Source organism: Streptomyces sp. NPDC001194, assembly GCF_042896985.1.
In the GTDB taxonomy this organism is placed as follows: Bacteria; Actinomycetota; Actinomycetes; order Streptomycetales; family Streptomycetaceae; genus Streptomyces.
This window is the reverse complement of sequence record NZ_JBIAXU010000002.1, coordinates 1-22,157: the sequence shown is the minus strand read 5'-3', so window position 1 is coordinate 22,157 and position 22,157 is coordinate 1. Positions and strand designations below refer to the sequence as shown.

Sequence of the window (22,157 nt, the reverse complement as noted above, 5' to 3'; positions counted from 1 at the left end):
CGCGCCCGTAACGGGTCCGAGGTGTTTTCAACCACACCGGGTTCATCCCCAGGTGAGCCCGGTCTCTCCCTCGAACACGGCAACGGGGTCACGCGAATGCCCCGTTAGTGTGGATGGCCTGTCCCGCACACCCCTTTCCGCGGGCGGACCGCTATACCTGGAGGTTCCCGTCGTGCCCTGGCATGCCGCCCTGCTGCCCCTTGCAGCCGACACCCCGGACCCGGCCGCTTCGGTCAAGGAGGCCCACGAGAGCGTCACGAACGCCGCCAGTTTCATCGAGGAGAACTGGGCCGGATGGCTGTACCTCGGCCTGAAGATCCTGCTGATCCTGGTGATCGCCGCCGCGCTGCGCTCGCTGGTCCGCAAGTCCCTGACCAAGCTCATAGTGCGGATGAACCGGGGTGCCGAGGCAGTCGAGGGCATGGCGCTCGGCGGGCTGCTCGTCAACGCCGAGCGCCGGCGCCAGCGCTCCGAGGCCATCGGCTCGGTCCTGCGTTCGGTGGCCTCGTTCCTGATCCTCGGCACGGCCGGACTGATGGTCCTCGGCGCGCTGGGCATCAACCTGGGCCCGCTCCTCGCGAGCGCCGGTGTGGCCGGTGTGGCGATCGGTTTCGGCGCGCGGAACCTGGTGACGGACTTCCTGTCCGGCGTTTTCATGATCCTCGAGGACCAGTACGGCGTCGGCGACAAGATCGACGCGGGTGTGGCCTCCGGCGAGGTCGTCGAGGTCGGCCTGCGCGTCACCAAGCTGCGCGGTGACGGCGGCGAGATCTGGTACGTCCGCAACGGCGAGATCAAGCGGATCGGCAACCTCAGCCAGGGCTGGGCGACGGCGGGCGTGGACGTCCACGTCAAGCCCTCCGAGAACCTCGGCCGCATCCGCGAAGTGGTCAAGAACGTCGCCGACGGCCTGGCCAAGGAGTCCCCGTGGGACGAGCGCCTGTGGGGCCCGGTGGAGGTGCTGGGCCTGGACGAGGTGCTGCTGGCCTCGATGACGGTGAAGGTCTCGGCGAAGACGATGCCCGGCCAGCAGTTCGCCGTGGAGCGCGAGCTGCGCTGGCGGATCAAGGAGGCCTTCGACGAGGCCGGCATCCGGATCATCGGCGGCCTGCCGGCCGCCGAGGACGAGGAGGAGGCGGCCGACCCCTCGGCCGCCGTGGCCGCGCCGTCGGCGCTCGCGAACCCGGCCTCCCCCCAGTCGCTGGCCACCGCCCCGATCCCGCCGCCGGCCGCCGGCGCCCCCCGGATCACCAAGTAGCCGCCCCTCCTTCCCCCCGGACGCTCCCGCACCACCCCGCTGCCCCCGCAGGTTCATTTCTGCGGGGGCAGCGGCATTGACACGGCTCAAACACCGATAGGAAACTTACCTAACAGTTCCTGACGGTCACGTGCTCCGATGACGGGGCCGTCGGCTGAGCCGATGACGGAGAGCGCCCATGACCGGCACCACCCCGGGTACCCCCAGCCTGCTGCGCGTCATGAACGACCGCGCCGCGCTGGACCTGCTGCTGGAGCACGGGCCCCTGTCCCGGACCCGGATCGGCCGGCTCACCGGGCTCTCCAAGCCCACCGCCTCCCAGCTGCTGGCCCGCCTCGAAGCCGCCGGGCTGGTCGTGGCCTCCGGCACCGCGGGCGGCCGCCCCGGCCCCAACGCCCAGCTGTACGGGGTCAACCCGCACGCCGCCCACGTCGCCGGACTGGACGTCACCCCGGGCGGGATCGTCGCGGCCGTCGCCGACCTCACCGGCGAGGTGATCGGGAGCCACGAGCTCCCGTACGCCGAGGGCACCGGGGCCGTCGACCGGGTCGCCCGGGCCCTCGGCGGGGCCGTCGAGGCGGCCGGGCTGCGGCGCTCCGACATCCACCGCGTCGTCATCGCCACCCCGGGGTCCTTCGACCCCCGCACCGGGGCCCTGCGCTACGCCGACCACCTGCCCGGCTGGCACTCCCCCACCCTCCTGGAGGAGCTGGCGGCGGCCCTGCCGATGCCGGTCGGGTACGAGAACGACGTGAACCTGGCCGCCGTCGCCGAGCAGCGGCTCGGCGCGGCCCGCGGTCACGGGGACTTCGTCCTGCTGTGGAACGAGGAGGGGCTCGGCGCGGCCCTGGTGCTCGGCGGGCGGCTGCACCGCGGATGGACCGGCGGCGCGGGGGAGGTCGGTTTCCTGCCCGTACCCGGCCACCCCCTGGTCCGGCAGGTCACCCGGGTCAACTCGGGCGGCTACCAGGAGCTGGCCGGCGTCCAGGTGGTGCCCCGGATGGCGGCCGCGCTGGGCATCGCGGCACCGCCCGGTCCCGCCTCCGGGCCGCCGGCCACGCCCGTCGCCGCGGCGGTCGCGCTGCTGGCGCGGGCGGCCGGGCACCCCGAGGGGGCGGACCTGCTGCTCCTCCAGCGGTACGCCACCGCCCTGGCCACCGGGCTCGCCTCGCTGGTCGCCGTACTGGACCCGGAGATCGTGGTCCTGTCCGGCGCGGTGACCGCCGCCGGCGGGGACGTGCTGCGCGAGCTCGTCGAGGCCGAGCTCGCCGACCTCGCCCCCTCCCGGCCGCGCCTGGTGTCCGGCACCGTGCGAGACCGGCCCGTACTGCGCGGCGCACTGGAGAGCGCCCTCGCCGCCACCCGCGACGAGGTCTTCGACACCTCGCGCCGCTGACCGCCCCACCCCCGCAGAACCAGCACCACCTGCACCACCTGCACCACCTGCACCCCGGTACCACCTGCACCCCGGCACCACCCCCTCACCACCCCCGCCGCACTGCTCGTCGCATCCCCTGGCACCCGTCCCGGAAGTTCCTCCCGCAGAGAGCGAGCCCCGCCATGCCCAGAACCCGCCGTCTGACCGTCGCGGCCACCGCCGTCGCCGCGCTGTCCGTCCTCGCCACCGCGTGTACGGGCCAGAGCGGCACCGCTGCCTCCGACGATCCGAACAAGGAGGTCACGCTCAACTTCTGGCACGGCTGGTCCGCGCCGAGCGAGGCCAAGGCGATCGAGGAGAACATCGCCCGCTTCGAGAAGGCCCACCCGAACATCAAGGTCAAGGTCACCGGCAACATGACCGACGACAAGATCAACCAGGCGCTCCGCGCCGGCGGGGACAAGGCCCCCGACGTGGTCTCCTCGTTCACCACCGACAGCGTCGGCAAGTTCTGCAACTCCGGCGCCTTCACCGACCTGAACCCCTTCCTCCGGAAGGCCGGCATAGACAAGGCGAAGGTCTTCCCCAAGACCCTGCTGGACTACACCCAGTTCAACGGCAACCAGTGCACGCTGCCGCTGCTGAACGACGCGTACGGCCTCGTCTACAACAAGGACGCCTTCAAGGCCGCGGGCATCACCGAGCCGCCGAAGACGTGGAGCCGGTTCGTCGAGGTCGCACAGAAGCTGACCAAGCCCGACGGGGACTCGTACAGCCAGGTCGGCATCATGCCGACCTACCACGGCTACGAGACCACCCCCGCGCGCCTGGCCGCACAGTGGAGCCCGAAGTACTTCGACGCCGACGGCAAGTCGAACCTGGCCAAGGACCCGGCCTTCGCGAGCATGCTGACGGCGCAGAAGGACCTGGTGGCCAAGCTCGGCGGCTACGAGAAGCTGGAGAAGTTCCGCAACACCTTCGGCGACGAGTGGAGCGCCGAACACCCCTTCCACAAGGGCCAGGTCGCCATGCAGATCGACGGCGAGTGGCGGGCCGCGATGGCCAAGGAGGCCGGGGTCACCTTCGAGATCGGCACCGCGCCGCTGCCGGTGCCGGACGACCAGGCCGCCGACTACGGCAAGGGCTACCTCTCCGGCACGATCATGGGCATCGCCTCGGGCGGCAAGAAGCAGAACGCCGCCTGGGAGCTGGTGAAGTACATGACCACCGACACGCAGGCGGTCGTGGCCTTCGCCAACGCCATCCACAACGTGCCCTCCACCCTGGCGGCCCTGGAGTCGCCCGACCTCCAGGTCACCCCGGAGTTCAAGACCTTCCTCGACATCGCCCGGCACCCGAAGTCGAGCACCACCCCGGCCCAGGCCGACGGCGGCACCTACCAGCTGACCTTCCAGGACCTCGCGTACGCGGTCGAGAAGGGCGACGTCGCCGACATCCCGGCCGGCCTCGCCAAGACCGGCCGGCAGATCGACACGGACATCGCGAAGGCGAAGTAGCCCGCGATGACCAGCACCGGCACCAGCACCGGCCCCGGCCCCGTCGCGCCCGCGCTGCGGGCGAAGCGCCGGCGGGCCTCCCTGCGCACCGCGGCCTTCATGTCGCCCTGGCTGATCGGGTTCGCCGTCTTCTTCGCGTACCCGCTCGTCTCCACCGTGTACTTCTCCTTCACGAAGTACGACGGCTTCCGCCCGCCCGTCTTCAACGGCCTCGACAACTGGACGTACGTCTTCACGGACTATCCGCTGTTCTGGCCGGCCATGCGCAACACCCTGTGGCTGGTCGTGGTGATGGTCGCCTGCCGGGTCGTCTTCGGCCTCGGCGTCGGCCTGCTCATCACCAAGATCAAAACGGCGGCGGGGGTCTTCCGGACCCTGTTCTACCTGCCCTACCTCGCCCCGCCGGTCGCCGCGACCCTGGCCTTCGTCTTCCTGCTCAACCCCGGCACCGGCCCGGTCAACACCCTGCTGGAGGCGGTCGGCCTGCCCGCCCCGGGCTGGTTCACCGACGCCGACTGGTCCAAGCCCGCCCTCACCGTCCTCGCGGTGTGGGGGGTCGGCGACCTGATGGTCATCTTCATGGCCGCGCTGCTCGACGTACCGAAGGAGCAGTACGAGGCCGCCGAGCTGGACGGAGCCGGCGCCTGGGCGCGGTTCCGGCACATCACCCTGCCGAACATCTCGCCGATCATCCTGTTCGCGGTGGTCACCGGGGTCATCCAGGCCATGCAGTACTACACCCAGCCCCTGGTGGCGGGGAAGGTCGCCGCGGGCGTCATCGGCGGCTCGGGCCAGCAGTTCGAGCCCGGCTACCCCGACAAGTCCACCCTGACCCTCCCCCAGGTCGTCTACAACGTCGGCTTCCAGCGCTTCGACTACGGCACCGCCTGTGTCGTCGCGCTGGTCCTCTTCGCCCTCTCCATGGCCTGCACCGCACTGCTGATGCGCCGCCGTGGCGGGCTGATCGGAGCAGGTGACTGAGATGGCTCAACTGACCGGCACGAAGGCGCCCGCGGCCACCGGGGACACCCGGGCGGCGGCGGGAACGGCCGGACCGGGCCGCGGCGGCCGCGCCGACCGCAGGGCCCTCCTGCACTGGATCGGCGTGCACGCCCTCGGCGTCGCCGCCGCCCTGTTCTTCGTCCTCCCGTTCGTCTTCCTCTTCCTGACCTCCCTGATGAGCGACCAGCAGGCGCTGACCCGCGACCTGGTGCCCGACACCTGGGAGTGGGGCAACTACGCCAAGGTGTGGAACACCCCCGGATTCCTGACCTGGTGGCGCAACACCCTGCTGTACGCGGGACTGGGCACACTGCTGACCGTGGTCTCCTCGGTGCCCGTGGCGTACGCCCTCGCCAAGTTCCGCTTCCGCGGGCGGCGGCTGTCGCTGCTGCTGGTGATCGCCATGATGATGCTGCCGCCGCAGGTGGTGGTCATCCCGATGTACCTGTTCTGGGCCAAGCAGCTGGACCTGTCCGGCACCCTGTGGCCGCTGATCATCCCGATGGCGTTCGGCGACGCGTTCTCGATCTTCCTGCTCCGCCAGTTCCTGCTGACCATCCCCGACGAGTACCTGGACGCGGCCAGGGTCGACGGCTGTGGGGAGGTCCGCACCCTGCTGCGCGTCGTCCTGCCGATGGCCAAGCCGGGGATCGCCGCCGTCGCGCTGTTCCAGTTCTTCTGCGCCTGGAACGACTACTTCGGCCCGCAGATCTACGCCTCGGACAACCCCGCCGCCTGGACCCTCAGTTACGGACTGGAGTCCTTCAAGGGGGCGCACCACACCAACTGGAACCTCACCATGGCCGCGACCGTGCTGGTCATGGCGCCGGTGATCGTCCTGTTCTTCTTCGCCCAGAAGGCGTTCGTCGAGGGCGTCACCCTGACGGGAGTGAAAGGCTAGTGACCATGAAACTCGCAGTGGTGGGCGGCGGTTCCACCTACACGCCCGAGTTGATCGACGGCTTCGCGCGGCTGCGCGACGCCCTGCCGATCGGCGAGCTGGTGCTGATCGACCCCGCCACCGATCGGCTGGAGCTGATCGGCGCGCTGGCCCGGCGGATCTTCGCCAAGCAGGGGCACACGGGGCGGGTCACCACCACCACCGATCTCGACGCGGGCGTCGAGGGGGCCGACGCGGTCCTGCTCCAGCTGCGCATCGGCGGGCAGGCGGCCCGGCTCCAGGACGAGACCTGGCCGCTGGAGTGCGGCTGCGTGGGGCAGGAGACCACGGGCGCCGGCGGTCTCGCCAAGGCGCTGCGGACGGTTCCGGTGGTGCTGGACATCGCCGAGCGGGTCCGGCGGGCCAACCCGGACGCCTGGATCATCGACTTCACCAACCCGGTCGGAATCGTCACCCGCGCCCTGCTGCGGGCCGGGCACAAGGCGGTCGGGCTGTGCAACGTGGCCATCGGCTTCCAGCGGAAGTTCGCCGCGCTGCTGGACCTGGCCCCGGCCGACATCCACCTGGACCACGTGGGCCTCAACCACCTCACCTGGGAGCTGGGGGTGCGCAAGGGCGGCCCCGGGGGCGAGGACCTGCTGCCCGGGCTGCTCGCCGAGCACGGCGCGGCCGTCGCCGAGGACCTGCGGCTGCCGCGGGCGGTGCTGGACCGCCTGGGCGTCGTGCCCTCGTACTACCTGCGGTACTTCTACGCGCACGACGCGGTGGTGCGCGAGCTGGGCGGCAAGCCCTCCAGGGCCGCCGAGGTCGCCGCCATGGAGCGGGAGCTGCTCGCCCTGTACGCCGATCCGGCGCTGGACGAGAAGCCGGAGCTGCTGTCCAAGCGGGGCGGGGCGTTCTACTCGGAGGCGGCCGTGGACCTGGCGGCGGCGCTGCTGGGCGACGGCGGTCCGGGCCCGGCCGCCGTGCAGGTGGTCAACACGCTCAACCAGGGCGCCCTGCCCTTCCTCCCCGACGACGCGGTGATCGAGGTCCAGGCCCGGGTGGACCGGTCCGGTCCGGTGCCGCTGGCCGTGCCCCGGCTGGACCCGCTGTACGCCGGACTGGTCGCGCACGTCACGGCGTACGAGGACCTCGCGCTGGACGCGGCCCTCCGGGGCGGTCGCGAGCGGGTCTTCAAGGCACTCCTGGCGCACCCGCTGGTCGGCCAGTTCGACCTCGCGGAGGGGCTGACCGACCGTCTCCTCGCGCACAACAAGGAGCACCTGGCATGGGCGTGACCCCTCCCGCCCTTCCCGCCCGGCCGGCCGTCCTGGCCATCGACGCGGGCAACAGCAAGACGGACGCGGCACTGATCGCCGCGGACGGCACGGTCCTCGGCACCGGGCGCTCCGGCGGCTTCCAGCCGCCGCGCACCGGCGTCGAGGAGGCGGTCGACGTCCTGGGGCAGGCGGTCGCGGAGGCCGTGGGGGCGGCCGCGCTGCCCCCGTCCGCGCCGGGGGCGCCGTACGCCGACCAGGTCTCGGCGTGCCTGGCCAACGCCGACCTCCCGGTGGAGGAGCGGCAGCTCGCGGAGGCGATCGGCGCGCGCGGCTGGGGCCCGGCGACCCGGGTGTTCAACGACACCTTCGCGATCCTGCGCGCCGGGCTGGCCGCGGGCGAGCCGCCGCGGGGGGTCGCGGTGGTGTGCGGGGCCGGCATCAACTGCGTGGGGATGCTGCCCGACGGGCGCACGGCCCGCTTCCCGGCCCTCGGGCAGATCTCCGGGGACTGGGGCGGCGGGAGCGGCCTGGCCTCGGAGGCCCTGTGGTGGGCGGCGCGGGCGGAGGACGGCCGCGGCGGCCCGACGGAGCTGGCGGCGGCGCTGCCGGGGCATTTCGGGCTCGCCTCGATGGCCGAGCTCATCGAGGCACTGCACCTGGGGAGCCTGGCGCACGGGCGGACCCACGAGCTGGTGCCGGTGCTGTTCTCGGTGGCCGCGGCGGGCGACGCGGTGGCCTCGGCGCTCGTGGAGCGGCAGGCGGACGAGGTCGTGGCGCTGGCTTCGGTGGCGCTGGCCCGGCTGGACCTGCTGGAGGAGGAGGCCCCGGTGCTGCTGGGCGGCGGCGTCCTCACGGCCGGTCACGCGCAGCTGGACGGGCGGATCGCGGCGGGGCTGGCCCGGCGGGCGCCGCGGGCCAGGGTGTCGGTGGTCTCGGCCCCGCCCGTACTGGGTGCGGGACTGCTGGGGCTGGACGCGCTCGGCGCGCTGCCCGAGGCTCACGGAAAACTCCGTGCCCATTTCGGGTGAACCCGCCCCGCGAGGCCCCGTGTCTGGAACCGTGGCGGGCGTGGAGACGTATTCACGGTGAAGGGGTGGGGCAGGCACGCGCAGGGGGGTGGATCGCCGAGATCCGGCACCGGGTGCTGTGGTCGGCCGTGACTACGGCCATACTGCTGCGGAACAGAGGACCAAGGGGGAGGTCACGGTGGCCATCACATCACGCGCGCCCGCGCCGGGGGGCGCCGTCGCCGTGCCGCCCCCGGGTCCGCCCGGGGGGCCGCCGCAGGGTCCCGCCCGGCCGGGTACGGCCTGGGCCGAGGGCGTGGAGCGGCTGCGCGCCGCCGCCACGACCGAGCCCGGCCGGCTGCGGATCATCGGGGCCGTCCTGGCGGCGCTGGTGCTGCTGTTCGGCCTGGTGACCGTCTGGGAGATCTCCGCCCGGGTGGGCGCCGCGGACGACGTGGTGGGCCGCAGCCAGCCGCTGAGCGCTGACGCGGCGAGCATCTACCGCTCCCTCGCGGATGCCGACACGGCCTCCTCCAGCGGGTTCCTGGCCGGCGGCGACGAGCCGCGCGAGGTCCGCGAGCGGTACGAGAAGGACATCGCCAACGCCTCCAGGCTGCTGGTGAACGCGGCCGCGAACACCGGGGCGGACGAGGACTCGCGCAAGCAGATCGCGCTGCTGAGCGAGCAGCTGCCGCGCTACACGGGACTGATCGAGCAGGCCCGGGCCACGAACAAGCAGGGCCTGCCGCTGGGCGGCGCCTATCTGCGGTACGCCAACGAGCAGATGAGCACCCAGCTGCTGCCCGCCGCGCAGCGGCTGTACGAGGCGGAGACGGGCCGGCTCTACACGGACTACGACGACGCCCGCGCACTGCCGCTGGCCTCGCTCGGCACGGGCCTGCTCGCACTGGCCGCCCTGGCCTGGGCGCAGCGCCGCAACTACCGCCGCACGAACCGGGTCTTCAACCACGGGCTCGTGGCGGCGACGGCCGCCTCGCTGGTGGTGCTGCTGTGGCTGGCCGTGGGGCACACGGTCGCGCGGTCGGGGCTGGCGGAGGCGCGCGCGGACGGCCAGGAGTCCCTGAAGGTGCTCAACGACGCGCGGATCGCCTCGCTCCAGGCGCGCGCCAGCGAGAACCTGACGCTGATCGCGCGGGGCGCCGTACTGGCCGCGGACAACAAGTCCGACAAGTACGACGTGGACTTCACGGCCGAGATGAAGGAGCTGGACGCGGGGCTGGCGACGGCGCGGAAGCTGGCCGACGACAGCAGCGGGCGGGATCCGGTGGTCCGCGCCGCGGACGGCGTCAAGGAGTGGAAGCTGCGGCACGCGGCGGCCCGGGAGACCGACTTGCGCGGGGACTACCAGGCCGCTCTGCCCCAGGTCATCGGGGACAAGGACCACAAGGACAGCAGCGGGGCCTCGTTCGACACGGTGGACGCCTCCCTGGAGCAGGCCGTGGCCCATGAGCAGAAGGAGTTCACCCGGGCGGCCCGGGACGGGCTCGGCGCGCTGGGCGGTTTGGTGACGGGTTCGGCGGCCCTGGCGGTCCTCGGCGCGGCGGCGGCACTGCTCGGCATCGGGCGCCGGCTTTCGGAGTACAGGTGACAGCGATGCGGATAGGTGTGAAGTCCGACGACGAGGGCTCCGAGGGCCCCGGCGGCGGAGCGTCCGGTGCGGCCGGGGTGCCCGGCCCGGTGCCGCGTGCCTCCGGGCCGCGGCGCGCGGCGGCGCGGCTGCGCGGCTGGGGCGGGGTGAGCGCGATGGCCACCGCCTGCGCGGTGACGGCCGCGGCCGTCCTGCTGCCGCTGGCCCAGGCGGCCCCGGAGAGCGGCCATCCGGCCGTGGTCCGCGAACCCGCCTCCATGGCGGCCGCCCCGGCCCCCTGGTCGCTCACCGACACCTGCCAGGATCCGGAGGCCAGCCTGCGCCCGAACGGCGTGGACGGGCCGACGATCGAGCGGATCCGCAAGGCGGGCAAGCTCGTCGCGGGCGTGGACCAGAACAGCTTCAAGTGGGGTTACCGCAACCCGGTCGACGGCCGCCTCGACGGGTTCGACATCGCCCTGGTCAAGGCCATCGCGAAGGACATCCTGGGCGATGAGAACGCGGTGATCTACCGGGCCATCCCCACCAGCCAGCGCGTCCCCGCACTCCAGGACGGCCGCGTCGACGTCGTCGTACGGACCATGACGATCAACTGCAAGCGGCTGGAGGACGTCGCCTTCTCGACGGCGTACTTCGAGGCCGGGCAGCAGGTCCTGGCCCCCAAGGGCTCGCCGATCACCGGGTACGACGCCTCCCTGAAGGACCGCCGGATCTGCACCGCGGCCGGCTCCACGGCCGAGGCGGCGCTCAAGGCCCAGCCGTACGGCTCGGTGCCGGTCAGCGTGCCCAACCAGCTGGACTGCCTGGTCCGGCTCCAGCTGGGCGAGGTGGACGGCATCATCACGGACAACGCGCTCGCGGCCGGCCAGGCCGCGCAGGACCCGTCGGTGCGCCTCGTCGGCTCCCCGTTCACCAGGGAGTTCTACGGGGTGGCCATGAACAAGGACGCCTCCGACCTGGTGCGCCGCGTCAACAAGGTGCTGGAGAGCTACCGCGCCGGCGGTGACAACAGCCCCTGGATGCAGGCGTACGTGGCGCACCTCAAGCCCGTTCTGCCCGGCGTGGCCGGACCGCCCGCGCCGAAGTACCGGGACGGCTGAGACAGGTGGCAGAGTCGGAGCCCGATGTCGGGGAAGCGGAGGCGGGGCTTGTGGAGGCGCAGTCGGCAGTGATGGACCGGGACGACGTCGACCGTGCCCTGGCCCGGCTCGGCGCGGAGCACGAAGCCGTCGAGACCTCCCTGCTCGCCCTCCAGGACCACGCCGGGCGCCGGCTGCTGGAAGGGGCCGGGCTGACCGGTCTCACCAAGGAGCGGTGGGCGGCGGCCGACGCCGCCATCACCCGGCTCTGGACCTACTTCGACGCCTACAGCGGCGCGCTGGGCGCCGCCCGGGAGATCCGCGAGCGGCGCCGCTGGCCCGGCCGCGACGAGCTGATCGAGCTGACCGAGCGGCTGCGCGGGCCCGGGGTGCTGATCGCCGGCGCCGGGGCGGAGGGCGTGGCGCTCGCGGAGCGGCTCTCGCTCGCCGAGCTGGTGTCGCGGATGAACGAGCTGTACGCGAGCTCGCTGGACGTGGTGGTGGCCGCCGACTCGGTGTGGTCGGCGCTGCCCGCCCGCATCGACCTGCTCGCGGCCGAGCTGCACCGCACGCGCTCGCTGGCCCACTCGGTCGGGGTCCGCCCGGGCGAGCACCCCTCGGGCGACGACCTCGAGGCGATCACCGCCGAGCTGACCGGGCTGCGGGAGCAGGTGATCGCCGACCCGCTGGCCTTCTGGCAGCCGGTGGCGGGCAGTTCCGCGCCCGGCGGCGGCCGTCCGGACACCACCCGGTACGACCGGGCCGCGGTCGCGCTGGAGGACGTACGGCGGGAGATCGAGGCGGTCCTGGCCGTACGGCAGGACGCGGAGCAGCGGCTGATCAGCCTGCGGGACGTGCTCTCGCGGGCCGACCGGACCCTGGCGGAGGCACGGACGGCGCGCGGCGAGGTGCTGGCGAAGATCGCGGCTTCGGAGGTGCCGGTGGTGAGCGGGCCGCCGACGGCCCTCCAGGAGCAGCTGGCCGCGGCGGCCGAGTACCGCCGCCAGGCCCGGTGGCACCGGCTCTCGCCGCTGCTGGAATCGCTGGAGGAGCGGGCCGAGGAGGAACTGCGCCGGGCCCGCGAGTCGTTGACGGCGGTGACGGCGCCCTTGGCCGTACGGGCGGAGCTGCGCGGGCGGCTCGACGCGTACAAGGCGAAGGTGGCCCGGCACGGCATGGCGGAGGATCCTCTGTTGATCGAGCGGTACGACACGGCCCGGCGGATGCTGTGGAGCGCGCCCTGCGATCTGCGGGCCGCCGAGCAGGCCGTGCTGCGCTACCAACAGGCGGCGGCCGAGTCACTGGCACCGCCGCAGCCGCAGTACCGGCCGGACGGGCCGGGGAAGGAGGAGGACGCATGAGTCTGGTCGGAACCGCGTGCGTTCGCCCCGGCTGCCCGGGGTCGTACGAGGACATGGGCGGTGGCGAGCTGTACTGCGACACCTGCGGTCTGGCGCCGATCGGCTCCGTCGCGGCGGGCGCGGAGGAGCTGGTCTCGCCGCCGACGGGGATGACGAGCGCGGCCCGGTACCCCGACTCGCAGGGATCACACGGGTCACAGGGTTCGCACGGGTCGGCCCGGTCCGGCCGTTCGGGCTCGACGTCGGCCTCGGCCCGCTCCTCGCGGTCCTCGCGCTCCTCGTCCTCGCGCCGCTCGGTGTCGGGCCGGCTCTCGCGCTCCCTGTCGGGGGCCGCGTCCAGCCGCTCGGTGTCGGTGCGCAGTTCGGGTTCGGCGGCCGGGCCCTCGGGGCGCAGCCGACTGGGCGCCGGGCTGGTCAACATTCCGGAGGTGCCGCGTCCGGACCCTTCGGCGGCGGTGTTGGAGAACCCGGAGGTGCCCGAGCGCAAGCGGTTCTGCTCGCGCTCGGACTGCGGGGCTCCGGTGGGCCGTTCGCGCGGGGACCGGCCGGGCCGGACCGAGGGGTTCTGCACCAAGTGCGGGCACCCGTACTCGTTCGTGCCCAAGCTGCGCGCGGGTGAGGTCGTCCACGGCCAGTACGAGGTGGCGGGCTGCCTGGCGCACGGCGGGCTCGGCTGGGTGTACCTGGCGGTGGACCGGGCCGTGTCGGACCGGTGGGTGGTGCTCAAGGGCCTGCTGGACACCGGGGACCAGGACGCGATGGCCGCGGCGATCTCGGAGCGGCGCTTCCTCGCGGAGATCGAGCACTCCAACATCGTGCGGATCTACAACTTCGTGGAACACCTGGACCAGCGGACGGGTTCGCTGGACGGGTACATCGTCATGGAGTACGTGGGCGGCAAATCGCTGAAGGAGATAGCGAACGAGCGGCGGCGGCCGGACGGCCGGCGCGATCCGCTGCCGGTGGAGCAGGCCTGCGCGTACGGGATCGAGGCGCTGGAGGCGCTCGGACACCTGCACAGCAGGAACCTCCTGTACTGCGACTTCAAGGTCGACAACGCGATCCAGCAGCAGGACCAGCTGAAGCTGATCGACATGGGCGCGGTGCGCCGGATGGACGACGAGGAGTCGGCCATCTACGGCACGGTGGGCTACCAGGCGCCGGAGGTGGCCGAGCTCGGCCCCTCGGTCGCTTCCGACCTGTACACGGTGGCGCGGACGCTGGCCGTCCTGACCTTCGACTTCCAGGGCTACACGAACGTGTTCGTGGATTCGCTGCCGGACCCGGAGCACATCGAGGTGTTCGGGCGGTACGAGTCCTTCTACCGGCTGCTGGTCCGGGCGACCGACCCGGATCCGGACCGGCGGTTCTCGTCCGCGCAGGAGATGGCGGACCAGCTGACGGGCGTGCTGCGGGAGGTCGTCGCGCTGCAGACGGGCCGGCCGCGGCCCCAGCTCTCGACGCTCTTCGGGCCGGAGCTGCGGGTTCCGGACACCCGGCTGTTCGCCGACGTGGCCGGGGCCGAGGTGTCCCGGCTGGGGGCGCGGGCGGTGCCGGGTCGCGCGGCGGGCGGGCGCGGGCGCCGCCCCGGGCTGTCGGCGATCCTGCCGGCGCCGGCCGCGGCAGCTGCTTCCGCGGCGGTTCCGGGTGGGGCGGGCGCCCCTTCCGGGACTCCGGGGGCGGCGGCCCTCCCGGCACCGCTCGGGACCACGGCGACGCACCGGGTCGGCGCGGCCGCACGGCAGGTCCCGGTGCCGGCTCCCCGGCAGGCGCCGGCGGAGGGCGCCGCGGGGCCGGTGGCGGCTCCACCGCCCGGGCCGGGCGTACGCGCCACCGAACTGGCCGCGTTGGAGGCCCGGGACATGGCGCTGGCGCTGCCGGTGCCGCTGGTGGACTCGGCCGACCCCAACGCCGGCTTCCTGGCCGGTCTGCTGGCCTCCGCCCCGGGAGACCTGCTGGGCGCCCTGCGCTCGGCGCCCGCCGACTCGGCCGAGCTGCGGCTGCGCGAGCTGCGGGCCCGCCTGGAGCTCGGCGAACTCGCCGCGGCCGGAGCCGCCCTGGCCGATCTGGAGGGCCGGTACCCGGACGACTGGCGGGTGGTGTGGGCCCGCGGGATCGCCTCGCTGGCCACCGGTGACGACGAGATAGCGGCCCTGTCGTTCGACGCCATCTACGACGCCTTCCCGGGCGAGCCGGCACCGAAGCTGGCGCTCGGCCTGTGCGCTGAGATCCTGGGGCAGTTGGACAACGCGGCCGAGTACTACCGGCTGGTGTGGATGACCGACCCGGGGTTCGTGAGCGCGGCGTTCGGGCTCGCGCGCGTCCAACTGGCCGCGGGCGACCGGTCCGGGGCGGTGGACACGCTGGAGTCCGTGCCGGAGGCATCGATCCACTACACCGCCGCACGGGTGGCGGCGGTACGGGCACGCCTGCGCGACCGGTCTCCCGAGGAGGCCCTGCTTCCGGATCTGGCGGCGGCTGCCGCGCAGGTGGAGGCCCTGGAGCGGTTCGGGCTGGACGCGGTACGGCACGAACGGTTGTCGACCGAGGTTCTGGGCTCGGCCCTGGACTGGGTACTGTCGGGTAGCCGGGGTTCCGACCCCGGGCGGACCTCGCTGCTCGGCAGTCAACTGGACGAGCGGGGCCTGCGCTTCGGCCTGGAGCGCTCGTACCGCGTGCTCGCGCGGCTGGCGCAGCGGGGCGAGGACAGGATCGAACTGGTGGAACGGGCAAACCGTTTCCGTCCCCGGACGTGGGTGTGAGTGATGTCGATGCATCGGCCGTCTGGCTGCCCCAGCTGCGCGGAGCCCCTCGAGGAGGGTGACCGTTTCTGCGGCGTCTGCGGCTCTCCCGTGTCCGCAGCGCCCCCTCCCGCGTTCCGGGACGATCCGACCCTCCCGATCCCGACGCTCCCGGCCCCGCCGGCCGGCCCCACGGGGGGCTACGCCCTGGCGGAGCCCGCACCCGGCTGGGGCAGCGTCGCGGCCGGGGCGGCGCCGACGCTGGTCGGGGACACCGCCGGGTGGACGGCGCAGGCGGAGCCGGCCTCCGCCGAGTCCGCGGCCCGGCCCGGGCCCGTCCCGGACCCGGCGCCCGCCCCCGCCCCGGCTCCCGTGCAGGCCCCCGTACCGCCGCAGGGCTCCCCGTACGGAGCCTCCGATCCGGCGTACGGCGGCGAGATCCGCCACGACCGGCCCGGCGGCCCCGGCAGCGCCCCCACCCCGCCCGAGGGGACGCCCTGGGGCGCGCCCGAGGCCCCGTACGGCGGCACCGGGCCCGGCCACGAGGACCCGTACGCCTCCGGCACCCCCCAGGCGAGCGGTCCCCCGGCCGGCGACGGCGGGAAGACCTGCGTGGCCTGCCGGGCCGGGCGGGTCGACACCGACGGGTACTGCGAGCACTGCGGGCACGCCCAGCCCCGCGAGCGGGACCACCTGGAGGAGGAGCTCGGCAGCGTCGCCGCCGTCAGCGACCGCGGGCTGCGCCACCACCGCAACGAGGACTCGTTCGCGGTCGCGGCCACGGCCCTGCCCGACGGATCGGCCGCCACCGTGGCCATCGTCTGCGACGGCGTCTCCTCCGCCAGCCGCCCCGACGAGGCATCGGCCGCCGCGGCCGGCGCCGCCAACGAGGCCCTGCTCGAAGCCCTCCCCCGCGGCGCCCACCCCCAGGAGGCCATGCACGACGCCATCCTGGCCGCGGCCGCCGCCGTGAACGCCCTGGCCCCGGAGGTCCCGGGCGCGCAGAACGCCCCCGCCTGCACCCTGGTCGGCGCCGTCGTCAGCGGCGACCTGCTGACCGTCGGCTGGGTCGGCGACAGCCGCGCGTACTGGGTCCCGGACGACCGGGACGCGCTGCCGCGCCGCCTCACCGAGGACGACTCCTGGGCGGCCCAGATGGTCGCGGCCGGGCTGATGGGCGAGGCCGAGGCCTACGCCGACGTCCGCGCCCACGCCATCACCGGCTGGCTCGGGGCCGACGCCTACGACCTGGAGCCGCACACCGCCAGCTTCAGGCCGGACCACGCGGGCGTGGTGGTCGTCTGCACCGACGGCCTGTGGAACTACGCCGAGTCCGCGCAGGACATGGCCCAGGTCCTGCCCGCCGACGCCGCCGCCCGCCCCCTGCACAGCGCGCAGGTCCTGGTGGGGCACGCCCTCGACGGCGGCGGCCACGACAACGTCACGGTGGCCGTCGTCCCGTTCGCCGCCCCGGCCGGTCCGGGAGCGACGACCACGGCCGCGGCAGCCGCGGTCGCGCGGGCGGGATCACAACCGGAAGGGCAAGTGGAACCGGAAGCACGCCCTCAGGCCTGATCCATCCGCCCGCACCACCGTCCTCTCCTAGGAGTCCAGTCGATGGCGAACTTCGCCAAGCCGAGCGCCCCGCGCTTCAGCGTGGAGGTGTACCAGAACGAGTTCCTCCCCGAGGGCGGGCGGGACGTCCACGCCATCGTCACGGTCACGTCCACGGGCGGCGCCGCCACCCGCGCGGCCGCCGCCCGGGGCTCGGCCGCCGTCGTGATCATGGTGGACTGCTCGGGGTCCATGGAGTACCCGCCGGACAAGATGCGCGGAGCCCGCGAGGCCACCGCCGCCGCGATCGACACCCTGCGCGACGGCACGGCGTTCGCCGTCATCGCCGGTACGCACGTGGCCAAGGAGGTCTACCCGGGCCAGGGCCGGCTCGCCGTCGCCGACCCGGCCACCCGCGCCCAGGCCAAGGAGGCCCTGCGCGGCCTGGGCGCCGGCGGCGGCACCGCCATCGGCACCTGGCTGCGCCTCGCCGACGGCCTGCTGCGCCAGTCCTCCGCCGCCATCCGGCACGGCATCCTGCTCACCGACGGCCGCAACGAGCACGAGGACCCGGCCGTCCTGCGCGCCACCCTGGAGGCCTGCTCGGGCCGCTTCACCTGCGACGCCCGCGGGGTGGGGACCGACTGGGAGGTCAAGGAGGTCACCGGCATCGCGAGCGCGCTCCTCGGCTCGGCCGACATCGTGGCCGATCCGGCGCACCTGACCGAGGACTTCACGCTCATGATGGAGAACGTCATGGGCAAGGAGGTCGCGGACGTCGCGCTGCGCCTGTGGACCCCGGTCGGCGTGGAGATCCAGTACGTCAAGCAGGTCGCACCCACCGTCCAGGACCTCAGCGACCGCCGCACCGGGGCGGGCCCGCGCGCCGGCGACTACCCGACCGGGTCCTGGGGCGACGAGTCCCGGGAGTACCACGTGTGCGTCCGGGTCCCGGCCGCGTCCGTCGGCCAGGAGATGCTGGCCGCCCGGGCCACGCTCCTGCTGCCCGGCGCGCCGGGCGAGCCGCCGGCCACGCTCGGGCAGGGCCTCGTACGGGCGGTGTGGACGGACGATCTGGCCGCGTCCACCGCCATCAACCCGCAGGTGGCCCACTACACGGGGCAGGCAGAACTCGCGAAGGCTATCCAACAGGGGCTGGAAGCGCGCAAACTGGGCGATGTCGACGGCGCCACGGCCAAGCTCGGCCGTGCCGTTCAACTGGCCAGCGCCTCCGGGAACGCGGACACGGCCAAACTGCTCGCGAAGGTGGTGGATGTCGTCGATGCGGCGGCGGGTACTGTGCGGCTGAAGGCGAAGGTCGCGGATGCCGACGAGATGACCCTCGAAACGCGTTCGATCCAGACCGTCCGTGTGAAGAAGTCCTGAGACCATCCGAGAGACCTGAGAAGACCTGACGCGATGACGCAGGCTGAAGGGGGAAGAGCCGCCATGCCGACCTGCCCGAACGGGCACCAGTCCGCCTCCGACGACTGGTGCGAGGTCTGCGGCCACCGCATGGCTGCCGCCGCGCCCGCGGCGCCCTCCTACGGCTACGGCTACCCTCCCAGCGCCGGTGAGCCGACGGCCCAGGCCGAGCTCTGCCCGCAGTGCCGGACCCCGCGCGAGGCGATGGCCCCGTTCTGCGAGGAGTGCCGGTACAACTTCCTGACGCGCTCGGCGACCTCGTACACGCCGCTCTCGGCACCGGGCACGGATGCGGGAGCCGCGGGCGGGAACGGCGCCGGGACCGTCCCGCCGCCGCCTCCGCCGCCGCCCGCACCGCAGGTGCCCGCCTCGGCTCCGTTCTCCCAGGACCACTTCGAGTACCAGGGCTCGCGGCCGTCCCGGGTCAACCGGCCGGCCGAACCGCTTCAGCGCGAGGACGACTGGCTGCTGCCGCCGCCGGCGCACGAGCAGCACCAGCAGCAGGCCCCGCAGCAGCCGCAGGCCCCGCAGTACCCGCAGCAGCCCCCGCCGCCGCTGCGCGAGTACCAGCAGCCGGAGTACCGGCAGCAGGCGGAGTACCAGCAGCAGCCGCAGGCGCACGAGTACCAGCAGCAGCCGCCGCAGGCCCCGCAGCAGCAGCGCCAGCCCCAGCAGCCGTTCCCGCCCCAGAGCACCGGCGCCTGGAGCGCGACGATCGGCCCCGACCGCTCGTACTTCATGGCGATGATGCAGCGCAGCGGCCCCGAGGCCGCGGCGCTCAACCTGCCCGCGTACTCCCCGGAGCAGCATCTCCCGCTCTCTGGCGGCCAGATCACCATCGGCCGCCGCCGCGCCTCCACGGGCGAGTCCCCGGACATCGACCTGTCGGTGCCCCCGGAGGACCCGGGCGTCTCGCACCAGCACGCGGTGCTCGTCCAGCAGCCGGACCTCAGCTGGGCGGTCGTGGACCAGAACTCCACCAACGGCACCACCATCAACGGCGGTGAGGAACCGATCCAGCCCTACGTCCCGGTGCCCCTCACCGACGGCGACCGGGTCCACGTGGGCGCCTGGACGACGATCACGATCCGCCGCGGATGACGCACCGCGGCTAGACGGCACACCGCGGGAAAGCGACTCCTCACTCCCCCAGGGGCCACACGTACGGGCCCTGGGGGTCGTCGAGCCAGGACCACTGCCCCTCCGCGCTGACCGTCACCCCGAACCGCTCCCGGCCCGGCCGGCCCTCGCCGCGCCACAGGTCCAGGGCCTCGCGCGGATGCAGCACGCCCGCCGTCAGCACGAGCATGAACTGGAACCGCTCGTTCTCCACCAGCTCGTACGGGAGCCCGTACGGCAGCCCGGGCGCGGCCGGCGAGGCCTTGGCCCCGCGCAGCGGGACGAAGTACGCCGAGGTGTGCAGGAAGCGGCCCTCCGCGAAATCGGCGTCCCGGACCGTCAGCGCGATCAGTCCGGTCGACAGCGGGGCCAGGATGCGCGCTCCGGGGCGGCACTGGCCGAGCCAGGCGTGCGGGATCAGCGGCAGCGTGCAGGTCACCAGGATCCGGTCGAAGGGGGCCCGTGAGGGGCAGCCGCGCGCCCCGTCGCCGGTGACCACGGTCGGCCGGTGGCCGAGCAGGGCCAGGTGGGCCCGCGCGGACTCGGTGATCTCCTCGTCCAGGTCGACCGTGGTGACGTGCTCCTCGCCGAGCCGGTGGCTGAGCAGCGCGGCGTTGTAGCCGGTGCCCGTGCCGATCTCCAGTACGTCGTCCCCGTCGCGGACGTCCAGCGCCTCCAGCATCTTCGCCATCAGGGACGGCTGGCTGCTGGAGGAGAGCAGCTCGCCGTCGCGCAGGCGGGTGGCGAGCGGGGTGTCCGTGTAGACCCCGCGCAGCCATCGGGCGCGGTGGGCCGGGTCCGGGTCCTCGCCCCACAGCCGCTCGTGGCCGGCCCCGCGGCCGGTGAAGAAGTACGGGACGAAGACGTGCCGGGGCACCGCCGCGAAGGCGGCACGCCAGGCGGGATCCTCCAGGACCCCGGCGGCGGTCAGCTCCCGCACCTGTGCGGCGTGGGCGGTGTCCCGCAGGTCGCGCGCCTCGGCGTGCGCGGCGTGCGGGGAGCGTGCGGGACGTGCGGAGTGAGCGGCGTGTGCACCCATGGCTCCACTGTCCTGCGACCGGGCCCGGGAGGCGAACGGTGGTCGGCGAACGGTGGTCCTAAGACCTCCGTCCTCCGTCCGGGCGTCTGAGACGATGGTCGGGTGAATGAGATTCCGCGGGGCACGGTTCAGGAGCAGACGTTCTACGAGCAGGTGGGCGGCGAGGAGACCTTCCGCCGTCTGGTGCGGCGCTTCTACGAAGGGGTCGCGGAGGACCCGCTGCTGCGCCCGATGTACCCGGAGGGGGACCTCGGCCCGGCCGAGGAGCGCTTCGCCCTGTTCCTGATGCAGTACTGGGGCGGCCCGAACACGTACAGCGAGAACCGCGGCCACCCGCGCCTGCGGATGCGGCACGCCCCGTTCCAGGTGGACGCGGCGGCGCACGACGCGTGGCTGGGGCACATGCGCGTGGCGGTGGACGAGCTGGCTCTGGCTCCGGAGCTCGAGGCGCAGCTGTGGCGGTACCTGACGTACGCCGCCGCCTCGATGGTCAACACCGCCGGATAGCCCGTACGGGGAACCGCAAGCGGAGGGCCGGGGGACCGACTAGAGCGGCCGCACCTGGAGGGCGCCGAGGCCCCCGGTGCCGCCGGGACGGCGCATCGCGATCGAGCCGTACGGGGTGCGCAGCCGGAGCCAGCCTCCGGAGCCGAGCAGGGCCACCGGGTCGGGTGCGGCGCCGGGGGCTCCGGCCCCGCTCGTCACGGCCGACCGGACCGGCCTCAGGAAGCCCAGGGACTGCGCGGCGTGCACGGCGCGCAGCGGGAGCTCGGTGTCGCCCAGCGTCCGGGACCAGATCTCGCGGCCGATGCGGTCCCGCTCGGACCGGGTCCGGTGCTGCGGGGGCAGGGCCGCGTCACGGGCCCGGAACTCGGCGACGGACGCGCTCAGGGCGCCTCGTATCGCCTCGGGGCCGGGCAGTCCGGGCAGCCGGCGCCAGTTGCCTCGGGGCGGGAGCACCCCGGTCCACGGCGGGCCGGTGACCGGCGCGGGGACGGCGGCGCTCGCGGCGGCCTCGTCCACGGACTCCAGCAGCTCGCCCGCGGAGACGGTCACGTCGAGCGGGCGGGTGACGGGCACGGCGAGGCGCACCGTGCGGATGGCCAGCACCTCGAAGGAGGCCGGCCGCCCGAAAACGGCGAGCGCGCCGCCGCCCGCCTGCGCCTGCAGGCGGACCGCGGCGGCGCGGTCGTAGTGCACCAGCCGGCCCAGGAAGGCGGCGAGGTCCGCCGCCTCCCCGGAATCGGCGAAGCACAACTGTCCGGTCATGCCGCCAGGCGCCCTTCGGCGGCCTTGGCCTTCGGCTTGCCGGCCGGCTCGTCGAGGTACTCCTCGAGGAAGTGCCTCTCCTCGGCCGTGATGCGGCGGGGCCGCCCCTCGGCGAGGTTGTACGGCACGACCACCGTCTCGGCGCGCACGTACACCGTCTCGGGTGCGTCCTCGGTGGCCTCGTCCTTGACCTCGTAGCGGATGGTCAGGGACGCCGCGCCTATCCGGGTCACCCAGGACTCGATGAGGACGGGCTCGTGACGGTGGACGAGGGGCAGCTTGTAGTCGATCTCGTGGCGGGCCACGACGGATCCGCCCGTGAAGGACTCGCTGCCCTCACCCGGCGCGAGGCGGAACATGAAGTCGATCCGCGCCTCCTCCAGATAGCGGAGGAAGACGACGTTGTTGACGTGCCCGAAGGCATCCATGTCCGCCCAGCGCAGGGGGCACCGGTAGTGGTGTCTGGCCATGGTTCCGGCCTCAGCCTCGCGTGAGCTTCTTGTAGGTGGCACGGTGCGGACGGGCCGCGTCCGGGCCGAGACGCTCGATCTTGTTCTTCTCGTAGGACTCGAAGTTGCCTTCGAACCAGTACCACTTGGACTCGCCTTCGTAGGCGAGGATGTGGGTGGCGACCCG

At 73.7% G+C, this 22,157-nt stretch carries 18 protein-coding genes; 15 read left to right on the top strand and 3 right to left on the bottom strand.

Annotated features, from left to right (window positions below; translation table 11 throughout):
- Positions 1 to 172: 172 nt before the first annotated feature.
- From ACFY1T_RS04775 to ACFY1T_RS04710, 14 genes are all read left to right on the top strand, one after another.
- Complete coding sequence (locus tag ACFY1T_RS04775) at positions 173 to 1,258, top strand: mechanosensitive ion channel family protein (RefSeq protein ID WP_390786984.1); 1,086 nt, start codon at positions 173 to 175, stop codon at positions 1,256 to 1,258.
- Positions 1,259 to 1,436: 178 nt separating this feature from the next.
- Positions 1,437 to 2,654 carry an ROK family protein gene (locus ACFY1T_RS04770; RefSeq protein WP_390786983.1) on the top strand — a complete coding sequence of 406 codons (1,218 nt, stop codon included), beginning with the start codon at positions 1,437 to 1,439 and terminating at the stop codon, positions 2,652 to 2,654.
- A gap of 164 nt (positions 2,655 to 2,818) precedes the next feature.
- Positions 2,819 to 4,153 carry an ABC transporter substrate-binding protein gene (locus ACFY1T_RS04765; RefSeq protein WP_390786982.1) on the top strand — a complete coding sequence of 445 codons (1,335 nt, stop codon included), beginning with the start codon at positions 2,819 to 2,821 and terminating at the stop codon, positions 4,151 to 4,153.
- Positions 4,154 to 4,159: 6 nt separating this feature from the next.
- Complete coding sequence (locus tag ACFY1T_RS04760) at positions 4,160 to 5,134, top strand: carbohydrate ABC transporter permease (RefSeq protein WP_390786981.1); 975 nt, start codon at positions 4,160 to 4,162, stop codon at positions 5,132 to 5,134.
- Position 5,135: 1 nt separating this feature from the next.
- Positions 5,136 to 6,056 (top strand): carbohydrate ABC transporter permease, encoded by a 921-nt coding sequence (locus ACFY1T_RS04755; RefSeq protein WP_390786980.1) that lies wholly within the window; start codon positions 5,136 to 5,138, stop codon positions 6,054 to 6,056.
- Between the two features lie 5 nt (positions 6,057 to 6,061).
- Positions 6,062 to 7,336 (top strand): 6-phospho-beta-glucosidase, encoded by a 1,275-nt coding sequence (locus tag ACFY1T_RS04750; RefSeq protein WP_390786979.1) that lies wholly within the window; start codon positions 6,062 to 6,064, stop codon positions 7,334 to 7,336.
- Positions 7,327 to 8,346 carry an N-acetylglucosamine kinase gene (locus ACFY1T_RS04745; protein ID WP_390786978.1) on the top strand — a complete coding sequence of 340 codons (1,020 nt, stop codon included), beginning with the start codon at positions 7,327 to 7,329 and terminating at the stop codon, positions 8,344 to 8,346. The genes ACFY1T_RS04750 and ACFY1T_RS04745 overlap by 10 nt, the downstream gene beginning before the upstream one ends.
- 178 nt (positions 8,347 to 8,524) lie before the next feature.
- Positions 8,525 to 9,934 carry a hypothetical protein gene (locus ACFY1T_RS04740; protein WP_390786977.1) on the top strand — a complete coding sequence of 470 codons (1,410 nt, stop codon included), beginning with the start codon at positions 8,525 to 8,527 and terminating at the stop codon, positions 9,932 to 9,934.
- 5 nt (positions 9,935 to 9,939) lie between these two features.
- Entirely contained in the window at positions 9,940 to 11,034 is a 1,095-nt protein-coding gene (locus ACFY1T_RS04735; RefSeq protein WP_390786976.1) for a glutamate ABC transporter substrate-binding protein, read from the top strand.
- Positions 11,035 to 11,105: 71 nt separating this feature from the next.
- Complete coding sequence (locus ACFY1T_RS04730) at positions 11,106 to 12,374, top strand: hypothetical protein (RefSeq protein WP_390787418.1); 1,269 nt, start codon at positions 11,106 to 11,108, stop codon at positions 12,372 to 12,374.
- A complete protein-coding gene (locus tag ACFY1T_RS04725; protein ID WP_390786975.1) occupies positions 12,371 to 15,136 on the top strand; it encodes a tetratricopeptide repeat protein in 2,766 nt (921 codons plus the stop codon). Before ACFY1T_RS04730 ends, ACFY1T_RS04725 begins: the two co-directional genes overlap by 4 nt.
- Before the next feature lie 3 nt (positions 15,137 to 15,139).
- Complete coding sequence (locus ACFY1T_RS04720; RefSeq protein ID WP_390786974.1) at positions 15,140 to 16,690, top strand: protein phosphatase 2C domain-containing protein; 1,551 nt, start codon at positions 15,140 to 15,142, stop codon at positions 16,688 to 16,690.
- 42 nt (positions 16,691 to 16,732) lie between these two features.
- Positions 16,733 to 18,055: a VWA domain-containing protein gene (locus ACFY1T_RS04715; RefSeq protein WP_390786973.1), complete on the top strand. Its 1,323-nt coding sequence runs from the start codon at positions 16,733 to 16,735 to the stop codon at positions 18,053 to 18,055.
- A gap of 63 nt (positions 18,056 to 18,118) precedes the next feature.
- Complete coding sequence (locus ACFY1T_RS04710; protein WP_390786972.1) at positions 18,119 to 19,195, top strand: FHA domain-containing protein; 1,077 nt, start codon at positions 18,119 to 18,121, stop codon at positions 19,193 to 19,195.
- Between the two features lie 40 nt (positions 19,196 to 19,235).
- On the opposite strand, the gene ACFY1T_RS04705 is transcribed toward ACFY1T_RS04710, so the two are convergent.
- Entirely contained in the window at positions 19,236 to 20,252 is a 1,017-nt protein-coding gene (locus tag ACFY1T_RS04705; protein WP_390786971.1) for a methyltransferase domain-containing protein, read from the bottom strand.
- A 102-nt stretch (positions 20,253 to 20,354) separates the two neighbouring features.
- Here ACFY1T_RS04705 and ACFY1T_RS04700 point away from each other — a divergent pair, with 102 nt between their 5' ends.
- Positions 20,355 to 20,759, top strand: a complete 405-nt coding sequence (locus ACFY1T_RS04700) for a globin (RefSeq protein ID WP_390786970.1) — start codon at positions 20,355 to 20,357, stop codon at positions 20,757 to 20,759.
- Between the two features lie 39 nt (positions 20,760 to 20,798).
- On the opposite strand, the gene ACFY1T_RS04695 is transcribed toward ACFY1T_RS04700, so the two are convergent.
- Complete coding sequence (locus ACFY1T_RS04695; RefSeq protein WP_390786969.1) at positions 20,799 to 21,521, bottom strand: hypothetical protein; 723 nt, start codon at positions 21,519 to 21,521, stop codon at positions 20,799 to 20,801.
- Positions 21,518 to 21,991, bottom strand: coding sequence for a thioesterase family protein (locus tag ACFY1T_RS04690; protein WP_030862132.1), 474 nt, complete (start codon positions 21,989 to 21,991; stop codon positions 21,518 to 21,520). Before ACFY1T_RS04690 ends, ACFY1T_RS04695 begins: the two co-directional genes overlap by 4 nt.
- Positions 21,992 to 22,157 lie beyond the last annotated feature (166 nt).